Origin of the sequence: Hamadaea sp. NPDC051192 (genome assembly GCF_040682475.1) — a bacterium.
In the GTDB taxonomy this organism is placed as follows: domain Bacteria; phylum Actinomycetota; class Actinomycetes; order Mycobacteriales; family Micromonosporaceae; genus Hamadaea; species Hamadaea flava.
This window is the reverse complement of sequence record NZ_JBFBAZ010000045.1, coordinates 39,744-56,647: the sequence shown is the minus strand read 5'-3', so window position 1 is coordinate 56,647 and position 16,904 is coordinate 39,744. Positions and strand designations below refer to the sequence as shown.

The window sequence follows — 16,904 nt, the reverse complement described above, 5'->3', positions numbered from 1 at the left end:
GGCGCTGGAGGCGCCGAGCCCGCGAGGAGCGAACGTCACCGCGAGGCGAGCAGCCGCCGCGGGTTGAACCGAAGGAGGAACTCGCGGAGCTGTCCCATCCGCTGAACGCCCCGGCTGAGCCCTTCCAGGAGTCCGATCCGCCACCGGGCCAGCACCGACGGCGGCATGAGCACGGCGAAGACGCGCGTACGCCGGTCGGAGGTGCTGGCGAGGTGCCGCCGGATGAGCCGTAGCGCGTCCGGCAGTGCCTGCGGGTCGAGCGGGTTGCGGGCGTACCGGGCGCGTTCTTCGGCGAGGGCGAGCCGTTGGGCTCCGTCGGCTGTCGCCTGGGGCAGTTCCTGCTCGGCGATGAGCCGCCGGGCCACCGCGCGCGGGGTTTCGGCGGCGTCGGCCGGCACCCGGAAGTCGACCAGGGTGTCGAGCAGTTCGTCCCAGGCGTCGTGGGCCAGGTTCCGGGCCCGGTCGGCGCCGGTGTCGGAGATGACCACCATCGTCCCGGTCGGGGTGACCTCCAGCGGGTCGCTGGGTACGCCGTCAGACCGGGATCTGCGGGTTCGCAGCATCCGGCGGCGTACGCCCGGCACGCTGAGCAGCAGCACCAGGGCCACTGCGCCGGCGAGCAGGTACCACGGCCACATCACGGTCTGTTCGATGGGCTGGCCGTCGGCGCCGAACTGCGCGTCCGGGTCGTTGGCCCCGAGACCCTTGTCGGGCAGGTCGTCCCCGGCGTCTCCGCCCGGTCCGGGGCTGAACGACGGGTTCGCCGACGGCCCGGTGGTCTGGTTGGGGTCGGGAGCCCACGCGGAGGCGACCGAGCCCGCGACGTAGGTGCTCGGCGTCGCGTCGAACGGCACCCAGCCGAAGCCCTGGAAGTAGACCTCGGTCCAGGCGTGCAGGTTGCGGTTGGTCAGCGTGAACGTGTACTGCCCGTTCGAGACGTGCACGTTGTTGCCCCGGGCGAAGCCGAACGCGACCCGCGCCGGGATGCCCGCCGTACGCACGAGCCAGGCCATCGCCGCGGCGTACTGCTCGCAGAAGCCCGTCTTGTTGTTCAGGAAGTCGACGATCTTCTGCCCGGACGTGCCGGTCGGCACTTCGAGGCTGTACTTGAAGCCGTTCTTGGAGGAGAAGTAGTCGTAGATCGCACGGACCTTCTCGTACGGCGTCTTCGCGCCCTTCGTCAGCTCGTCGACCTGCTTGCGGACCTCGGCCACCAGCGGCACCGCGGTGAACTGCCGCCGCATCGCGTTCTCGGCCGACAGCTCGGGCGCCTCGTTGAGCTCCTGCGGCGTGTAGGTCGAGCGGACGTAGTCGAAGTCGTAGGTACGCCCGCCGGACCGGGATCGCAGCGAGAAGACGACCTGCATGTTCTGGTCGTAGGACCAGTCCGAGCCGATCTTGCGGGTCTGCACCGGTTCGGCGTACACCGGCAGCAGCGGCATGTCGAACGTCTTGGACACCTCGACGTTGGCCGTGTACTTCTCCCGCGTCACGCCGAACGACGGCCGCTGGTACGGGTCGGGCAGCGGGTTGCCGATGCTCGTGCCGTTGGGCACCCGCGTGCCGAAGCCGCCCGCGCTCAGCTCGTCGGCCACCCCGAACCGAAGGTAGTAGGGGTTGGCGTCGGTCGTGGTGACCTTGACGAGGTCGATGACCTCCTTCTGGTTCAACCGGCCGCTGAGGTCGGCGAACAGGTTGGCCTGCAGGCCGCCCCGGCCGGAGCCGGTGCCGTTCCCGCCTTCGCCGTTCCCGCCGAACTGGTCGAAGAAGCTGGAGCTGAGCTGGGGGATGAGCAGCGGGATGACGATCGCGACGATCACGCTGACCACGCCGAGCCGCCGACCGGCCGAGGCCAGCGGGGACGGCTCCCACACGTCGACGTCGCGGCCCTCGCCGGTGAACCGCCGCCCGAATCGGCGTACGCGGTCCACATTGTCGCTGACCAGCAGCCACAGGTACGCGGCCGCGGCGAAGACGAACGGGACGACCGCGACCGAGTCGGGGTAGACCGCGATCGGCACGGCATAGATGGCCAGCATCGGCAGCCCGGTCAGGGCCGGCCGCCGCATCGCGACGGTGAGCAGGTCGTTGATGATCGCGACCAGCCCGATGCCGAACACCGTCAGGAACAGCAGCCCGTCCAGATCGGGCACCGGTACGCCGTTGTCCCGGATCTGGTCACCGGCGGTCGACAGCAGCGACGCGAAGTACTTGATCGTGTCCGGCGTCGGGATGATCCCGATCAGCGAGTGCCCGTTGGAGAACAGCAGGGTCAGGATCACGACCAGGGCGGCGAGCATGCCGAACCCCTGCGCGGCGGCTCGGCCACGCAGTGCGCGTACCCCTGCCGCCGTGGCGGCCACGACCCCGACGGCGAACGCCGACTCGATCAGCCAGGTCCACGTCTGGAAGATCCCCGCGAGCGGCGTGGCCGCGAGCAGGGTGGCCGCCGCGGCGACGAAGCCGAGGTGACGACGGTTGGTCACGAGAGCACCAGCCTTTCTGCGGTCATCGTCGGCCCGTCGTGGGCAGGGCGGTCTCGGCGAGCGCGGCGCGCCAGGCGAACCCGGCCGAACCGCGGCCGGCGTGCGGCCAGAGCGCGGCGAGCTTGGCCCCGTGCTCCGCGCCGACCACCCGCCAGCCGTTGTGCAGCAGGGCGAGCGCGGTGGCGGCCCGGTCGCGGTCGGCGGTCGCGCGGGCCTCGGGCGGCAGGTTGAGCCAGGTCGAGGCGTCGATCGCGAACGCGACACAGGTGGTGCCGCTGGCCCGCAACCCGGCGAGGATCTGCGTCTCCGCCTCGCCGAGCTGGCCCAGGATGGCGATGATCAGGCCGCCGTCGGACCGCCGCCGGGAGTGCTCGACCAGGGCGGCCAGCGTGCTCCGATTGCTGGTCTTGACCTCGGCCAGCCGGTCCATCAGGTGCGCCTCGCCGGCCGCGTCGTGCGCGTCGACGTCGATGTCGCCGTCGGAGACCAGCCTGATCCGGTAGCCGGCGTCGCGCAGGTGCATCGCGATGCTGGCGGCGGCGGACACGGCCCACTCGAAGCTCGCCGTCGGGCCCTCGCCCCGGTGGGCGACCGCCCGGGAGTCGATCAAGATCGTCGCCCGGCTCTCCCAGGGCTGTTCCTCGCGGCGGACCATCAGCTCGCCGACGCGCGCGGTCGAGCGCCAGTGCACCCGCCGCAGGTCGTCGCCGTGCCGGTATTCGCGGGTCGCCGCGTCGTCCTCGCCGTGCACCGACACCGAGCGCGCCCGGGAGTCGCCCGACCCCGCGAACTCGCCCGCGAGGCGTACCGAGGGAAGCGGCACGACCTGCGGGATCACCACCAGGTGGTCGGTACTCGGGAAGGACCGGGTCAGCTCGCACAGCCCGAACGGGTCGGTCATGCGGATCGCGAGCGGACCCACCTCGTACCGGCCGCGGGCGTCGGCCCGGACCGTGTAGGCGACCGAACTCGCCTGGCCCGCGCCGAGCCGTTCCAGCACCAGCCGCGGCCGGCTGCCCAGCGCGTACGGGAGGCGGTCCTCCAGCAGCAGCGTCCCGGTGGGCAGCCGGGACATGTTCGCCAGCCGGAGCACGACGCGGGAGCTGGAGCCGACCGGCACCCGGTGCGGCTCCAGGGTCCGCGTGCAGGACAGCTTGTATCGCGACCGGCCCACATAGGCCGCCGCCAGCAAGGGCAGCACGGCCAGCAGGGCCGCCACGCGCATGAGGTCCCGCTCGCCGAGGATCAGGGACGCGAGCGCGGCAGCGGCGGCCGCGGCGAAGAACGCTCGCCCCCGGGTGGTCAGGCCGCTCAGCGCCTCGCGCACGGCGTCATCGCCTCCGCTCGAAAGCCTGCGTGCCCTGCCGCCGCTCGCTCGGCACCGGCAGGCGGTGCACCAGATCCGAGACGATGGCATCAGTGGTACGCCGAGAGAGCTGAGCGTCGGCGGTCGGGATGATCCGGTGCGCCAGGACGGGCACCGCGAGCGCCTGAAGGTCGTCCGGCAGGACGTAGTCGCGGCCGTCCAGGGCGGCGATCGCCTTCGCCGTCCGCAGCAGCTGCAGCGTGGCCCGCGGCGAAGCGCCCAGCCGCAGGTCGCCCGACTCACGGGTGGCCGTCACCAGGGAGATCGCGTAGCTCTTCACGGCGTCGGAGACGTGCACCGCGCGTACCGTGGCGATCATCTCGCGGACACGGGCCGCGTCGGAGACCGCGACCAGGTTCTCCAGCGGGTCCTGGGCCGAGTGCACGTCGAGCATCGCCAGCTCGGCGTTGGCGTCGGGGTAACCCATGGCGATCCGGGCGGTGAACCGGTCGCGCTGCGCCTCGGGCAGCGGATAGGTCCCCTCCATCTCGATCGGGTTCTGGGTGGCGATGACCATGAACGGCGTCTGGAGCGGGTAGGTGACGCCGTCGACGGTGACCTGCCGCTCCTCCATGCACTCGAGGAGCGCGGACTGGGTCTTCGGCGAGGCCCGGTTGATCTCGTCGCCGACCACCAGGTTGGCGAAGACCGCGCCGGGCTTGAACTCGAAGTCGTGGTTCTCCTGGTTGTAGACGTTCACGCCGGTGACGTCGCTGGGGAGCAGGTCGGGGGTGAACTGGATGCGCCGCACGGAACAGTCGATCGACCGCGCGAGCGCCTTGGCGAGCTTCGTCTTGCCGACGCCGGGGACGTCCTCGATCAGCAGGTGGCCCTCCGCGAGCAGCACGGCGAGCGCCAGCCGGACGGTGGCCGTCTTGCCCTCGATGACCTGCTCGATGTTGGCGACGATGGCTTCCGCCGCCGACTGGAACTCCTCGGCCGGCAGAGCTGGGTTGAGCTCCTCGCGGCCGTCCCACGACCCAGGCGTCAGGGGGTTACGGGTGGTCAACGGGCCTCCTCAAGATCGTGACCTCCGGTGCGTCTGTTAGACGCCCTAGCCCCGCCCGTGGGTTGCAGGCCCGCCGTCGGCGAGGCGGCTCTCAGTGTGGGAGAAGTCTCCCCGAGTTACTTGCTCCCGGCAACAATCCGCGCTACCCGTTCGACGCTACCTCTTGCGCAGCGGTACACTGCGGTGCATGGGCCGGACTTTCGAGCTCCTTAGCGAGCCGTGCTGACGCCACTTCGAGCGTGAGCACGGCGACCCCTCCTGCGCGAGGGGCTTTTTTGTGTCTAAGTGTGCCCGGAAGCCGATAGACAGAGGTGAAGACGATGAGCGAGGCGGACACCCCCGCGTTCCGCTACACGGCGGCGCTGGCGAACCAGATCGAGAAGCGCTGGCAGGACTATTGGGCGGCGAACGGCACGTTCCACTCGCCGAACCCGGTCGGCCCGCTCGCCGATCCCGCCCACCCCCGCTCCGGCGCCGACAAGAAGTTCGTGCTGGACATGTTCCCGTACCCGTCCGGGGCGGGCCTGCATGTCGGGCACCCGCTGGGCTTCATCGGCACCGACGTCTTCGCCCGGTTCAACCGCATGGCCGGGTTCAACGTGCTGCACACGATGGGCTTCGACGCCTTCGGCCTGCCCGCCGAGCAGTACGCCGTGCAGACCGGCACGCACCCCCGGGTGACCACCGAGCAGAACGTCGAGCGCTACCGCGCGCAGCTGCGGATGCTGGGCCTGGGGCACGACGACCGGCGCAGCGTAGCCACCACCGATGTGGCCTTCTATCGCTGGACCCAGTGGATCTTCCGGCAGGTCTTCAACGCCTGGTACGACGAGGAAGCCGGCAAGGCGCGCCCGATCGAGGAGCTGGAAGCCGCGTACGCCGCGGGCGAGCGCCCGACGCCGGACGGCCGCGCCTGGTCGGAGCTGTCCGTCCACGAGCGCCGGGCGGTGCTGAACCGGTCGCGGCTGGCGTACGCGTCGAACGCGCCGGTGAACTGGTGCCCCGGGCTGGGCACGGTGCTGGCGAACGAGGAGGTCACCGCCGACGGTCGCAGCGAGCGCGGCAACTTCCCGGTCTTCAAGGCCAACCTGAAGCAGTGGATGATGCGGATCACCGCGTACGGGGACCGGCTGATCGACGATCTGGACACGCTGAACTGGCCGGAGCCGATCAAGCTGATGCAGCGTAACTGGATCGGCCGCTCGACCGGCGCCCACGTCGACTTCGCGTCTGACGCTGGTGCGATCAAGGTGTTCACCACCCGTCCCGACACCCTGTTCGGGGCGACCTACATGGTCCTGGCCCCGGAGCACGAGCTGGTCGACGCGCTGGCCCCGGCGGAGTGGCCGGCGGGCACGAACCCGAAGTGGACCGGCGGGCACGCGACGCCGGCCGCGGCGGTGGCGGCGTACCGGGCGTTCGCGGCGGCGAAGACCGATGTGGAGCGGCAGGCGGACGCGAAGGAGAAGACGGGCGTCTTCACCGGGGCGTACGCGACGAACCCCGTCGACGGCCGCAGCGTCCCGGTCTTCATCGCCGACTACGTGCTGGCCGGTTACGGCACCGGCGCGATCATGGCGGTGCCCGGCCAGGACGAACGCGACTGGGCCTTCGCCGAGGTGTTCGAGCTGCCCATCATCCGCACCGTGCAGGCGCCGGAAGGCTGGACGGGCAAGGCGTACACCGGCGACGGCCCGGCGATCAACAGCGCCTCCGAGGTCAGCACCAGCCTGGACGGGCTGGGCGTCACCGAGGCCAAGGCGAAGATCATCGAGTGGCTGGAGGCCAACGGCCACGGCACCGGGGCCATCACCTACCGGCTGCGGGACTGGCTGTTCAGCCGCCAGCGCTACTGGGGCGAGCCGTTCCCGATCGTCTATGAGGTGCTGCCGGACGGCACGGTCAGCGAGGAGCCGATCGCGCTGCCCGAGTCCATGCTGCCGCTGGAGCTGCCCGAGATCGACGACTTCTCCCCGAAGCTGTTCGACCCCAACGACGCGAACACCTCGCCGGAGACGCCGCTGTCGCGTACGCGGGAATGGGTCGAGGTGGAGCTGGACCTGGGCGACGGCCCGAAGCGCTACGTACGCGAGACGAACACGATGCCGCAGTGGGCCGGCTCCTGCTGGTATCAGCTGCGCTACCTGGATCCCACCAACGACCAGGCGTTCGTCGACCCGGCGAACGAGGCGTACTGGGTGGGCCCGCAGCCGGGGCAGGAGTCCGGCGGCGTCGACCTGTACGTCGGCGGCGTCGAGCACGCCGTCCTGCACCTGCTGTACGCCCGGTTCTGGCACAAGGTGCTGTTCGACCTGGGCAAGGTGTCCTCGTTCGAGCCCTACCACCGGCTGTTCAACCAGGGCTACATCCAGGCGTACGCCTACACCGACGAGCGCGGCGTCTACGTCCCGGCCGAGGAGGTGACCGAGGAGTCCAGCGGCGTCTACGTCTGGCAGGGCGAGAAGGTCGACCGCGAGTACGGGAAGATGGGCAAGTCCCTGAAGAACGTCGTGACTCCGGACGAGATGTGCGCGCAGTACGGCGCGGACACCTTCCGGGTCTACGAGATGTCGATGGGGCCGCTGGAGGTGTCCCGTCCGTGGGAGACCCGGGCGGTCATCGGCGCGCAGCGGTTCCTGCAGCGGGTCTGGCGGGCGATCGTCGACGAGGAGACCGGTCAGGCCGCCGTCGTCGACGAGGCCGCCGACGAGGCGACCCAGCGGCTGCTGCACAAGACCATCGCGGGCGTCCGTGAGGACATGTCGGAGCTGCGGTTCAACACCGCGGTCGCGAAGCTGATCGAGCTGACCAACGGCATCACCCGGCTGGAGCGCACGCCGCGGGCCACCGCGGAGGCGCTGACGCTGATGGTCGCGCCGTTCGCCCCGCACATCGCCGAGGAGCTGTGGCGCAAGCTGGGTCACGACGACTCGCTGACCTACGCCGACTTCCCGCAGGCCGACCCGGCCCTGCTGGTCGAGGACCAGGTCACCTACCCGGTCCAGATCAACGGCAAGGTCCGCGGCCGGGTCGAGGTCGCGGCTTCCGCCGCGGAAGAAGTGGTACGCGCGGCGGCGCTGGACGCCGTCGCGGACTCGCTGGCGGGCAAGGAGCCGAGGAAGGTCATCGTCGTCCCGGGCCGGATGGTCAGCGTCGTCGTGTGACCTACGAGCGTTAGATGACAAGACTGTCATCGCAGGTGGCGGCCCGTCTACGTGAGGAGACGGGTCGTTCGCCGGCTATAGACGTACCCCGTGACAAAACTGGGGACATCGGTCGATGATCGCCTCCGGGCGGCGCGACGAAGCTGTGGCTCATGAAGCTATTGGCCACACGACGTCGCAAGATAACCGCCGCCATCGCGGCCGTCCTGCTCGTCGGGGCCGGCGGGGCGGCGGCCGCCGGTGAGAAGTTCTGGGAAGAGATCGGAGTGCTCGACGAACCCGGCGCGGGCACGCCGTTCCAGCCGCACGAGTTCGCCGAGATGATGGCGGGGGAGGCCGGCGAGAATCCGGCCGACGAGGCGTTCGAGGCGCTGACCATCGCGCAGCAGTTCGCCGACGCCCGCACCTCGCCGGGCATCGTCGCGCCGGGCGCTTACAGCGCGGCGTACGCGCAACTCACCTCGATGCCGAAGACGGCGGGGACGTGGAGCGAGGTGACCAATAAGGTCTACGACGCCGACGATCCCCGATATCGCGACTGGTACTCGAACTCCAGCGGCGGCGCGGGGAATGTGACGGGCCGGATCACCGGTCTCGTCGCCGACAACGCCGGGCACGTGTACGCCGCGGGCGCGGACGGCGGCGTCTGGCGCTCGTCCACGGGCGGTGGCCAGTGGACCCCGATCGCCGACCAGCTCCCGTCGCTGTCCAGCGGCACCCTGGTCCTGGCCGAGGACGGCTCGCTCTGGTACGGCACCGGTGAGGCGAACACCGGTGGGACGGCGTACGCCGGATCCGGGGTGTATCGCCTGGCGGATCCGGCGAGCGGCCAGTTCACCCCGGCCAGCCGGGTCGGCGGGACGGAGCTGGAGAGCAGCGTCATCTCGAAGCTGCGCTTCGCGGGCGGCACCGTGTGGGCGGCCACCAACCGCGGGGTCTACAGCCACTCCGCGACGACGGCGACCGGTGCCTGGACCCTCCAGTACGCCCCCAACCCGTCGTTCCTCCCGGGCGGAGCCGACGCGGGCAACGCGAACGCGGCGTACAAGAACATCGTGAACGACATCGCGCCGGACCCGAAGGACCCGAAGCACATCGTGGCCGCCATCGCCTGGCGGTCGGGGGACACCTACAACGGGTTCTACGAGACCGCCGACTACACACAGGGTTCGGCGAGCTGGCACAAGGTGAATCCGACCGGGGCGATCCCGGCGGACGACATCGGCCGGGTCACCTTCGCGTACGCCGCCGACGGTAGCGCCCTGTACGCGGTCAACCAGTCGCCCAAGCTGCTGAACAAGCTGGTCGGCACGGTCAACAGCTACCTCGACGGGGTCTACGTCTCGAACTCGGGCAACCCGGCCGGGCCGTGGTCGAAGATCGCGGAGTCGGAGAAGCTGGCGAACTCGGGCTCGGCGTTGAAGCAGTCGGTCGGCGGCAAGGGCTACGGCCCCGGCATCCAGTCCTGGTACAACCACTTCCTGCAGGTCGATCCGGCCGACCCCAAGCACGTGTGGCTGGGCCTGGAGGAGGTCTACGAGACCACCGACGCCGGGGCGACCTGGAAGACGATCGGCCCGTACTGGAACTTCTACTTCGGCTGCTGGGCGATCAGCGACAAGGATGACACCTGCCCGGACAGCACCCACCCGGACCAGCACTCCGTGGCGGTCGGCAGCTATCAGGGCAAGGCCTACGTCTACGTCGGCAACGACGGCGGCGTCTTCCGACGGCCGGTGAACGGCGCGGTCAACCGGGACGGGCACGCGACCGACTGGCAGAGCCTCAACGACGGGACCATCGACGCCTTGCAGTACTACTCGGTGTCCGTCGGCAAGGACGGCTCCGGCGTCGGGGTGGCGGGCGGCCTGCAGGACAACGGCGCGTCCATCCTGCGGCCCGGCGACACCGTGATGGGCTCGCACTTCGGCGGGGACGGCGGCGACTCGCTGGCCAACCCGCAGAACTTCTGCCAGCAGGTCCAGGAGTACACCAACCTGGCGATGCGCTCGACCGAGAACTGCGCGGTGAACCCCGGCGCGGACACGATCGACAAGGCGACCTCGTACGACATCCAGCCGTACACGAACCGGCCGGGCGACGAGCCGGCCCGCTTCATCGCCCCGTTCTCGCCCGACCCGGGCAACCCGAACGTCTGGGTGGCCGGCGGCCAGCACGTGTGGGTCAACGACATGGGCTTCGCCATCCGCAGCGGCAAGCAGTGGAAGAGCGTGTTCGACCTGGGGGCGGGGCACACCGCCACCTCGGTCGCGGTGGCCGGCGGGACGGCGTACGTGGGCTGGTGCGGGCCGTGCAACAACGCCGGGTTCACCCGTGGCGTCGCCACCGGCAAGATCGGCGACCCGACCAGCTGGCACCAGCTGGCCCTGCCGTCGACCGGCGTCGTGCCGAACCGGTTCGTGCAGGGCGTCGAGGTCGACCCGGCCGACGGCCAACACGTGTTCCTCGCGATGAACGGGTTCTCCCGGCGCTTCACCGAGGGACCGGGCGCGGGCCTCGGCCACGTCTTCGAGTCCCACAATGGCGGGGCCGACTGGACGGACGTCTCGGCGAACCTCCCGGACGTCCCGGCCAGCTCGATCAAGCTGCTGCCCGGTGGCGCGCTGGTGCTCACCACCGACCTCGCCACCTTCTACCGGCCGGGCGTCTCGGCGACCTGGCAGCGGCTCGGGTCCGGGCTGCCGCTGACCGTCGGGATGGACGTGGAGTACTCGACTGTGGACAACTCCGTCTACGTCGCCACCCACGGCCGGGGCATCTGGCGGTTCAGCCTGGGACAGCTGTGATCCCGACGGTGACCCTGGCCGGACTGGCCGGCCGGTGATTCCACCTGGTGAGGGCGGCTTCGCACCGCCGCCCTCACCAGGTCACGGCTGCAGGACGATCGAGTCGCCGTTGACCGTCACGTTCTTCGCCGGCAGCGCCATGGTGGCGGGTCCCTGTTTGACCGCGCCGTCGGTGATCGAGTATTGGCTGCCGTGGCAGGGGCAGTTGATGGTGCCGTTGGCCACCGTGCCGACCGTGCAGTGCATGTGGGTGCAGATGGCGCTGAATCCCTTGAACGAGCCTGCGGTCGGCTGCGTCACCACCACCTCCTGAGTCGCGAAGATCTTGCCGCCGCCGACCGGGATGTCCGCCGTCTTGCCCAGCGTGGTCGGGGCGGTCACCTCGGTCGTGGCCTGCGCCGTCGGCGTGGCGGTCGAACCGCCGCCGTCGCCGCTGCCACACGCGGCGGCCAATCCGGTCGCGGCGACCCCCGCGGCTCCGGCGATCCCGGACACGAAGGCCCGGCGAGTGGATGTCATGTACGCCCCCACACTGCTTCGGCACCGGAGTCCCCGGTACGCACGACGTAATAGGCCGTGACGACGGCCAGCACCAGCACCACCACCTGCGCTCCGGTCCGTAGCCAGGGTGTCTGCGGGGTGCGTCGAAGCACCCAGAACAGCAGGGCCACGGCCAGACCCAGGGCGAGCGTCCACCAGAAGGTGGCCGTGCCGAACGAGCGATGCTGCAGCACGTTCAGCGGCTTCTGGGTGGGAAAGCGAGCGGCGATGAACTTGTCACCGGACAACTTCGCGGCCAGCGCGGCCAGCGGCGCGAGCACGGCCAGCCCGGCGGTGAGCCACCCCGTCTTCGCCCGCCAGCGCGGGACGAAGGCGTACACGATGGCGAACAGCGCCAGCAGAGGCACGAAGACGACCGCCGCGTGCACGAAGAGCGGATGGGCCGGTATGCCCAGAATGTCACTGAACATGACGCCAGTCTGGTAGATCCCACCTGACTGTGCTGGGCTTTCGCTCAGATCACGAGCGGCGGGACGTCACTCGCCAGTAGACGGCCGCGCTAGCGCTGACCAGCGCGCCCAGGGCGGCGGGCAGATAGGTGAGCAGGGTGACGCCGTCCGGCGAGACGACCGCGGCCCCGATGGCGGCGTACGCGAACGCGCTGGGCGCACCGCCGAGCGCCGTTCCCGCCAGGTAATGCCGGAAACGCGTCGCCGAGCTGCCGTACGCGTACCCGACGAGGCCGAACGGCGCGATCGGCAGGAGCCGCACGACCACCACGGCGAGCGTGCCGCGCTGGGCCAGCCACTCGTCCAGCCGCGCGATGCGCCCACGCAACCGGCGTCGCACGGTTTCCCGGCCAGCCCAGCGACCCAGCCAGAACGTCGCGATGGCAGCGCCGACCGCCGCGACCAGGGCCACGCCCGCCCCGGCCATCGCACCGAACAGCAAGCCGCAGGCCAACGAGATCGCCGTACGCGGAACGAGCGCCATGAGCAGGGCGGCTCCGGCGACGACGGCGGCGGCAGGGCCGAACGCGCCGAGATCGCGTACCTCGTCGGGCACCGAGCCCAGGGGAACTCGACTGGCCAGCAACGCCACCACGCCCACGCCGAGCGCGAGGGCGCCGGCACGGATCAGCGCCCGGCGCCGGAAGTCCGCCGCCGGGGTGTCAGCAGTCGTCATCGGCCGACAGCGGTGAGCCGCTCGGCCCGGAGCCGATCCGGCCAGGTGTCGTCCAGCGGCCCCAGCGACTGTTCGCCGGTCGCCCAGCAGAGCAGGAGATCTGCGAGCGCAGGGTTACGAGCCAGGGCGGGGCCGTGTGCGTACGTCCCGAGAATCGTCTCGGACCAGGCCCCCTCCGTGACGCCGTCGTTGCCGACGCCCGTGGTGACGCGGAGCAGGGGCTTGACGCCGGGGCCGAGATGCGTGCGGCCGCCGTGGTTCTCGAAACCGGTCAGCGGCGGGAGGCCGAGCGTGGGATCGATGTCGCCCGCCAGCTCGCCGACGGCGCGCGAGGGGCCGCGGTCCGAGCTGATGTCGATCATGTCGAGGCCGGGGCACTTGTCGCCCTTGGCGAAGAAGCTGCTGCCGAGGAGCTGGTAGCCGGCGCAGACGGCGAAGACCACGGCGCGGTTCGCCGCCGCGCGGGCCAGCCCGCCGTCGTTGAGCAGCCGTTGCGCGGCGAGTGCCTGCGGGCCGTCCTCGCCGCCGCCGAGCAGGTAGATGTCGCCCTGCTCGGGCAGCCGCTGGTCGGAGCGGACCTCGACGGTCTGGGCGGGGATGCCGCGGGCGCGGGCGCGGTGGGCCAGGATCAGCATGTTGCCGCGGTCGCCGTAGGTGGAGAGCAGGTCGGGGTAGACCCAGACGATCTGCAGGCCACCGTTCACATCAGAGGACACGGTCCAACTCCGCTCGGATGTCTTGGAACGCGGTGTAGTTGGCGATGACCTCCAGGCGGCCCTGCGGCACCGTCCCGACCGCGTCGGCGAAGGTCTTGACGTGCGTGAACGGCACGTCGTTGATCTCCAGCCGGACCGCCAGGTCCATCGCCCGATCGCCGCTCACGAGGACCTGACGCCCCCGGAGCGGGCTGAAGTCCACGTCGTAGAGCCAGCTCGTGTCCAGCCCGTCGGGGTCGCGGGCGTTGATCGCCAGGAGCGTCGGCGCGACGTCGGCCATCTCGAACGCCTCGAGCCAGCTCGCCGGGTTCTTCGCCAGCAGCAGCCGGACCAGCCGGCCGTCCCGCTCCACCTGGGCGTACCGGCCGGCGACGCTGGCCACCGAGCCGAGCCGGGGGATGGCGTCCACCGGATTGACCCCGAACCGGGCGGCCACGGCCAGCGCGGTCGCGGCGTTGCCCAGGTTGACCGTGCCGGGGATCTGGAGCTTCACCTCGTGCGGCTGGCCCTCGGGGTCGACGACCTCGCCGTCGAGCAACGTCCACTGCGGAGTCGGCCGGCGCAGGTCGCCGTTGGCGCAGGCCCAGCCGCCCGCCTCGCCGCGCTGGATGTGGCCGCCGCACGCCGGGCACACGTGCGAGTCGTCCTGCCAGCGCTGACCGGCCGAGAACCAGGTGACCTCGGCGACGGGGTGGGCGCCGGCGGCGTAGACCACCATCGGGTCGTCGGCGTTGGCCACGATGTGCACCGCCGGGTGCGACGCGAGCGCCTGCCGCCAGAGGTCGGCCATCATGGCGACCTCCTTGGCCCGGTCGAGCTGGTCGCGCGACAGGTTGAGCAGCGCCACCACCCGGGGCTGAGTCGCCTGGATGACCTGGGCCAGGTAGTGCTCGTCGACTTCGAGCACCGCGTAACGGGTGGTCCCGGCGCGGGCGAGCGCGGAGGTGTGCCCGGTCGGCATGTTCGCGCCGAACGAGTTCGTCGCGACGTCGCCGAGGACGCCCAGCGCCGCGGCGGTGAACCGGGTCGTGGTCGTCTTGCCGTTGGTGCCGGAGACCAGCGCGATCTGCCGGCCCGCCGCCAGATGGGCGAGCAGGTCGGGGTCGATCATCATGCCGAGCCGGCCGCCGATGACCGAACCGTCGCCTCGCCCGGTAGCGCGCGACAGCGCGGCCGCCGTCTTCGAGACGGAAACGGCGAAGGCCGTACGCAGCGGCAGCTTCTTCTCGTCCGACACGCGGCTAGAGTACGCGATCTGCCTTCGTGATTGGTTGTGTGGCCTGAATCACGGACATCTCGGGCAATCTACCGGGACAATCCGGGCGCCTGTCGCGGCCGAGGGACATCTTGGCTGCTCAGCCGCTATGTAGCGGGCTTGGCTGGGCGGCGAGGATGCACTAGAAAAAGGACGCCGGTCGATGACCGGTGGACGTTCCGGTCCCGCCGAGCCCTGCCCGGCCGGACGTCGACCCCCAGAACAGCATCGGGCAGGGGTGGGGGACCCACTTTCGCCTCGCGACTCACGCGGCCGGCCTCGCTTCCCCAGGAGCCGGTCTCGCCGCGCGCGGGGCTCGGGGTGTAGCCGCGCTCAGCGGCCGGGCAACCCTTCCGCGCCCGAACCCGACAGCTCACCTCACAGGCGTGCTGAAGGGACCCCTATGGCCATCTTCCGTATGGTCGCCTCCCGCTGGGAGCGTGCTCGAAGTCTTCTGTTCGGTAGCCGCCGTCTTCTGTTCGGTAGTCGGCGGCGGGGCTTGGTCACCGCCGGGGCCGCGGCGATCGCAGCGGCTGCGGTCGGCCTCCCGGCCCTCGCCGCCGGACCTGGTGGTTCTCCGGCCGCGTCCGAACTTTCGCTGTCGGTCGCGCCCTCGGCGTACGCCTCGGTCTCAGCGTCGGCGTCTGGTGCGGCGTCCGCGTCTACCTCGGCGTCGACGTCCGCTTCGGGCGCCGCAGGCGTGGGCTCGGCGGCGTCGGCCGCCGCGTCGGCTGCGGCTGCTGCCGCGGCCAAGAAGGCGGCTGCGGCCAGGGCTGCTGCTGCTGCGGCGGCGAAGAAGGCGGCGGCGACGGCCATCGCCTCGACGAAGGCGGCGACCGTGCTGCGCGAGGTGGCGAAGCTCAAAGGCTCGCCCTACGTGTTCGGCGCGACCGGGCCGCGGACCTTCGACTGCTCCGGGCTGACCCAGTTCGTGTACGCCAAGATCGGTGTCAAGCTCGTCAACTACGTGCCGACGCAGCTCGACAAGGCGAAGGTCGTCCCGCATTCGAAGCAGCGTCCGGGCGACCTGATCTTCTTCCTGAGCGGCGACTTCGCGTACCACGTCGGCATCTACGCCGGGAACCACAAGATGTGGGACGCCCCGACCGAGGGGCAGACCGTCGGCCTGCACGAGATCTGGGACGACTCCTACGTCGTCGGCCAGTTCTACTGAGTCCTCCACTGAGTGTTCGGCTGAGTCCGGCTCGTCCGATCGGGGGATCTCCCGGGTCGGCCGGGCTGGACGACTTCTGTGGGCTGCGTCACCAGCTGAACCGGACATCGCGGCAGGCAATATCGGACATCGATGTCTTGACCGCGCGCCAGGGGTAGTTTTCCCAGCTCTCAGGCCTTCTTCAGGTTCTTGGCCAATTCGCAGGTTCTCGGTAGAAACGATCCGCCGGCCGGGTTCACCTGGGCGGCGGCGCCGCGGATACGCCGAATCCCGCCCGTTCGCGGTGCCCACCCCACGCAGCAGTGGATGGGCGGGAGTGGGGGAACCACCTTCGCCGGATCTGGTCGCGGACCCGGCTCGGGGTGAAGCCACCGGCGTCCGCTCAGGACACCCGCCCCCCGGTGGACCTCCGTCCTGAATGGATGCCGTGGCCGGGCCGCCTTCCCGCCCGAACCCGACAGCTCACTTCGCAGGCGTGCCGGAAGGACGACGATGAAGTCTCAGATCAGGCGGCGTACCGCCAGACTCGTGCTGGCTGTCGGCGCGGGCGTCCTGGCGTCGACGCTGACGGGTACCCCCACCCAAGCCTCCTCGGTGGACTCGGCTGCCGCGGCGCTCGCCTCGGCTCCGGCTGCGACCGTCGGGACCGGAGTCGGCGCGGCCGACACCGTCGTGACGGAGAACGCAGTGGTCGCCACGACCGCCGTCGCCACCAACGCGACTGCCTCGACCCTCACCGCCGCCCCCACCGCGGTCAGCTCCCGGGCGGCCAAGGCGGCGAAGGTGATCGCGTTGGCGAAGCAGTACAGCGGCCGTCCTTACCGCTGGGGCGCCGCCGGGCCCAAGCGGTTCGACTGCACCGGGTACACGAAGTTCATCTACAAGAAGGTCGGCGTCAAGCTCCCCCACAGCGGCGCCCAGGGCAAGAAGGGGAAGAAGGTCTCCCGGGCCAAGGCGCTTCCCGGTGACCTGGTGATCTTCCGCGACTCCAGCGGTCGCGTCTACCACGTCGGCATCTACGCCGGCGGCAACAAGATGTACGACGCCCCGACGTACGGCAAGAAGACCGGACTGCACCGCATCTGGAGCAAGAAGGTCGAGTTCCGCCGGGTGCTCGGCTGAAGCCCGATCACCCATCCCCCTAAAGGCCTCTCACCCATCCCCGTAATGCAGCGGGCCCGCACCTATTGGTGCGGGCCTTGCTGTTTCGGTGCGGTGATCGCTTAACTCGTGCTTAACGA

12 protein-coding genes and 2 riboswitches are annotated in these 16,904 nt (G+C 70.7%); of the genes, 4 read left to right on the top strand and 8 right to left on the bottom strand.

Annotation, left to right across the window (positions count from 1 at the left end):
* Positions 1-35 precede the first annotated feature (35 nt).
* The 3 genes from AB0M47_RS20595 to AB0M47_RS20585 are packed head-to-tail and all read right to left on the bottom strand — an operon-like array spanning position 36 to position 4,843.
* Positions 36-2,486, bottom strand: coding sequence for a DUF3488 and transglutaminase-like domain-containing protein (locus AB0M47_RS20595; RefSeq protein WP_363415886.1), 2,451 nt, complete (start codon positions 2,484-2,486; stop codon positions 36-38).
* 22 nt (positions 2,487-2,508) lie between these two features.
* Positions 2,509-3,813, bottom strand: coding sequence for a DUF58 domain-containing protein (locus AB0M47_RS20590; RefSeq protein WP_363415883.1), 1,305 nt, complete (start codon positions 3,811-3,813; stop codon positions 2,509-2,511).
* 4 nt (positions 3,814-3,817) lie between these two features.
* On the bottom strand, positions 3,818-4,843 hold the full coding sequence (locus AB0M47_RS20585) for a MoxR family ATPase (RefSeq protein WP_363415898.1): 1,026 nt from the start codon (positions 4,841-4,843) through the stop codon (positions 3,818-3,820).
* 338 nt (positions 4,844-5,181) lie between these two features.
* Between AB0M47_RS20585 and leuS the strand changes: the two genes are divergently transcribed.
* Together leuS and AB0M47_RS20575 are read left to right on the top strand one after the other, a co-directional pair.
* On the top strand, positions 5,182-8,025 hold the full coding sequence (gene leuS / locus AB0M47_RS20580) for a leucine--tRNA ligase (RefSeq protein ID WP_363415881.1): 2,844 nt from the start codon (positions 5,182-5,184) through the stop codon (positions 8,023-8,025).
* A gap of 152 nt (positions 8,026-8,177) precedes the next feature.
* Positions 8,178-10,832, top strand: a complete 2,655-nt coding sequence (locus tag AB0M47_RS20575; protein ID WP_363415878.1) for a glycosyl hydrolase — start codon at positions 8,178-8,180, stop codon at positions 10,830-10,832.
* 81 nt (positions 10,833-10,913) lie between these two features.
* Here the strand turns inward: AB0M47_RS20575 and AB0M47_RS20570 are convergent, their stop codons facing one another.
* Genes AB0M47_RS20570 through AB0M47_RS20550 form a run of 5 tightly spaced genes read right to left on the bottom strand, consistent with a single transcriptional unit; the run spans position 10,914 to position 14,453 of the window.
* Positions 10,914-11,351, bottom strand: coding sequence for a Rieske (2Fe-2S) protein (locus tag AB0M47_RS20570; protein WP_363415875.1), 438 nt, complete (start codon positions 11,349-11,351; stop codon positions 10,914-10,916).
* Complete coding sequence (locus tag AB0M47_RS20565) at positions 11,348-11,803, bottom strand: DUF2231 domain-containing protein (RefSeq protein WP_363415872.1); 456 nt, start codon at positions 11,801-11,803, stop codon at positions 11,348-11,350. Before AB0M47_RS20565 ends, AB0M47_RS20570 begins: the two co-directional genes overlap by 4 nt.
* A gap of 49 nt (positions 11,804-11,852) precedes the next feature.
* Complete coding sequence (locus AB0M47_RS20560; protein ID WP_363415869.1) at positions 11,853-12,518, bottom strand: VTT domain-containing protein; 666 nt, start codon at positions 12,516-12,518, stop codon at positions 11,853-11,855.
* Positions 12,515-13,234 (bottom strand): glutamine amidotransferase, encoded by a 720-nt coding sequence (locus tag AB0M47_RS20555; RefSeq protein WP_363415866.1) that lies wholly within the window; start codon positions 13,232-13,234, stop codon positions 12,515-12,517. Before AB0M47_RS20555 ends, AB0M47_RS20560 begins: the two co-directional genes overlap by 4 nt.
* Positions 13,224-14,453 carry a MurT ligase domain-containing protein gene (locus AB0M47_RS20550; protein WP_363415895.1) on the bottom strand — a complete coding sequence of 410 codons (1,230 nt, stop codon included), beginning with the start codon at positions 14,451-14,453 and terminating at the stop codon, positions 13,224-13,226. Before AB0M47_RS20550 ends, AB0M47_RS20555 begins: the two co-directional genes overlap by 11 nt.
* A 244-nt stretch (positions 14,454-14,697) precedes the next feature.
* Positions 14,698-14,887, top strand: a riboswitch (cyclic di-AMP (ydaO/yuaA leader).
* Between the two features lie 5 nt (positions 14,888-14,892).
* Here AB0M47_RS20550 and AB0M47_RS20545 point away from each other — a divergent pair.
* The gene (locus tag AB0M47_RS20545; protein ID WP_363415863.1) at positions 14,893-15,663 is read left to right on the top strand and encodes an NlpC/P60 family protein; all 771 of its coding nucleotides are present in this window, start codon (positions 14,893-14,895) and stop codon (positions 15,661-15,663) included.
* Positions 15,664-15,914: 251 nt separating this feature from the next.
* Positions 15,915-16,153, top strand: a riboswitch (cyclic di-AMP (ydaO/yuaA leader).
* 2 nt (positions 16,154-16,155) lie between these two features.
* Positions 16,156-16,785 (top strand): C40 family peptidase, encoded by a 630-nt coding sequence (locus AB0M47_RS20540; protein ID WP_363415860.1) that lies wholly within the window; start codon positions 16,156-16,158, stop codon positions 16,783-16,785.
* The last annotated feature ends 119 nt before the right edge of the window (positions 16,786-16,904 follow it).

Bases quoted from the DNA above. Each gene is read 5' to 3' on its own strand.
- AB0M47_RS20575 (WP_363415878.1), top strand. From the start codon at position 8,178: ATGAAGCTATTGGCCACACGACGTCGCAAGATAACCGCCGCCATCGCG.
- AB0M47_RS20540 (WP_363415860.1), top strand. From the start codon at position 16,156: ATGAAGTCTCAGATCAGGCGGCGTACCGCCAGACTCGTGCTGGCTGTC.
- AB0M47_RS20565 (WP_363415872.1), bottom strand. From the start codon at position 11,803: ATGTTCAGTGACATTCTGGGCATACCGGCCCATCCGCTCTTCGTGCAC.
- AB0M47_RS20545 (WP_363415863.1), top strand. From the start codon at position 14,893: ATGGCCATCTTCCGTATGGTCGCCTCCCGCTGGGAGCGTGCTCGAAGT.
- AB0M47_RS20570 (WP_363415875.1), bottom strand. From the start codon at position 11,351: ATGACATCCACTCGCCGGGCCTTCGTGTCCGGGATCGCCGGAGCCGCG.
- leuS (WP_363415881.1), top strand. From the start codon at position 5,182: ATGAGCGAGGCGGACACCCCCGCGTTCCGCTACACGGCGGCGCTGGCG.
- AB0M47_RS20560 (WP_363415869.1), bottom strand. From the start codon at position 12,518: ATGACGACTGCTGACACCCCGGCGGCGGACTTCCGGCGCCGGGCGCTG.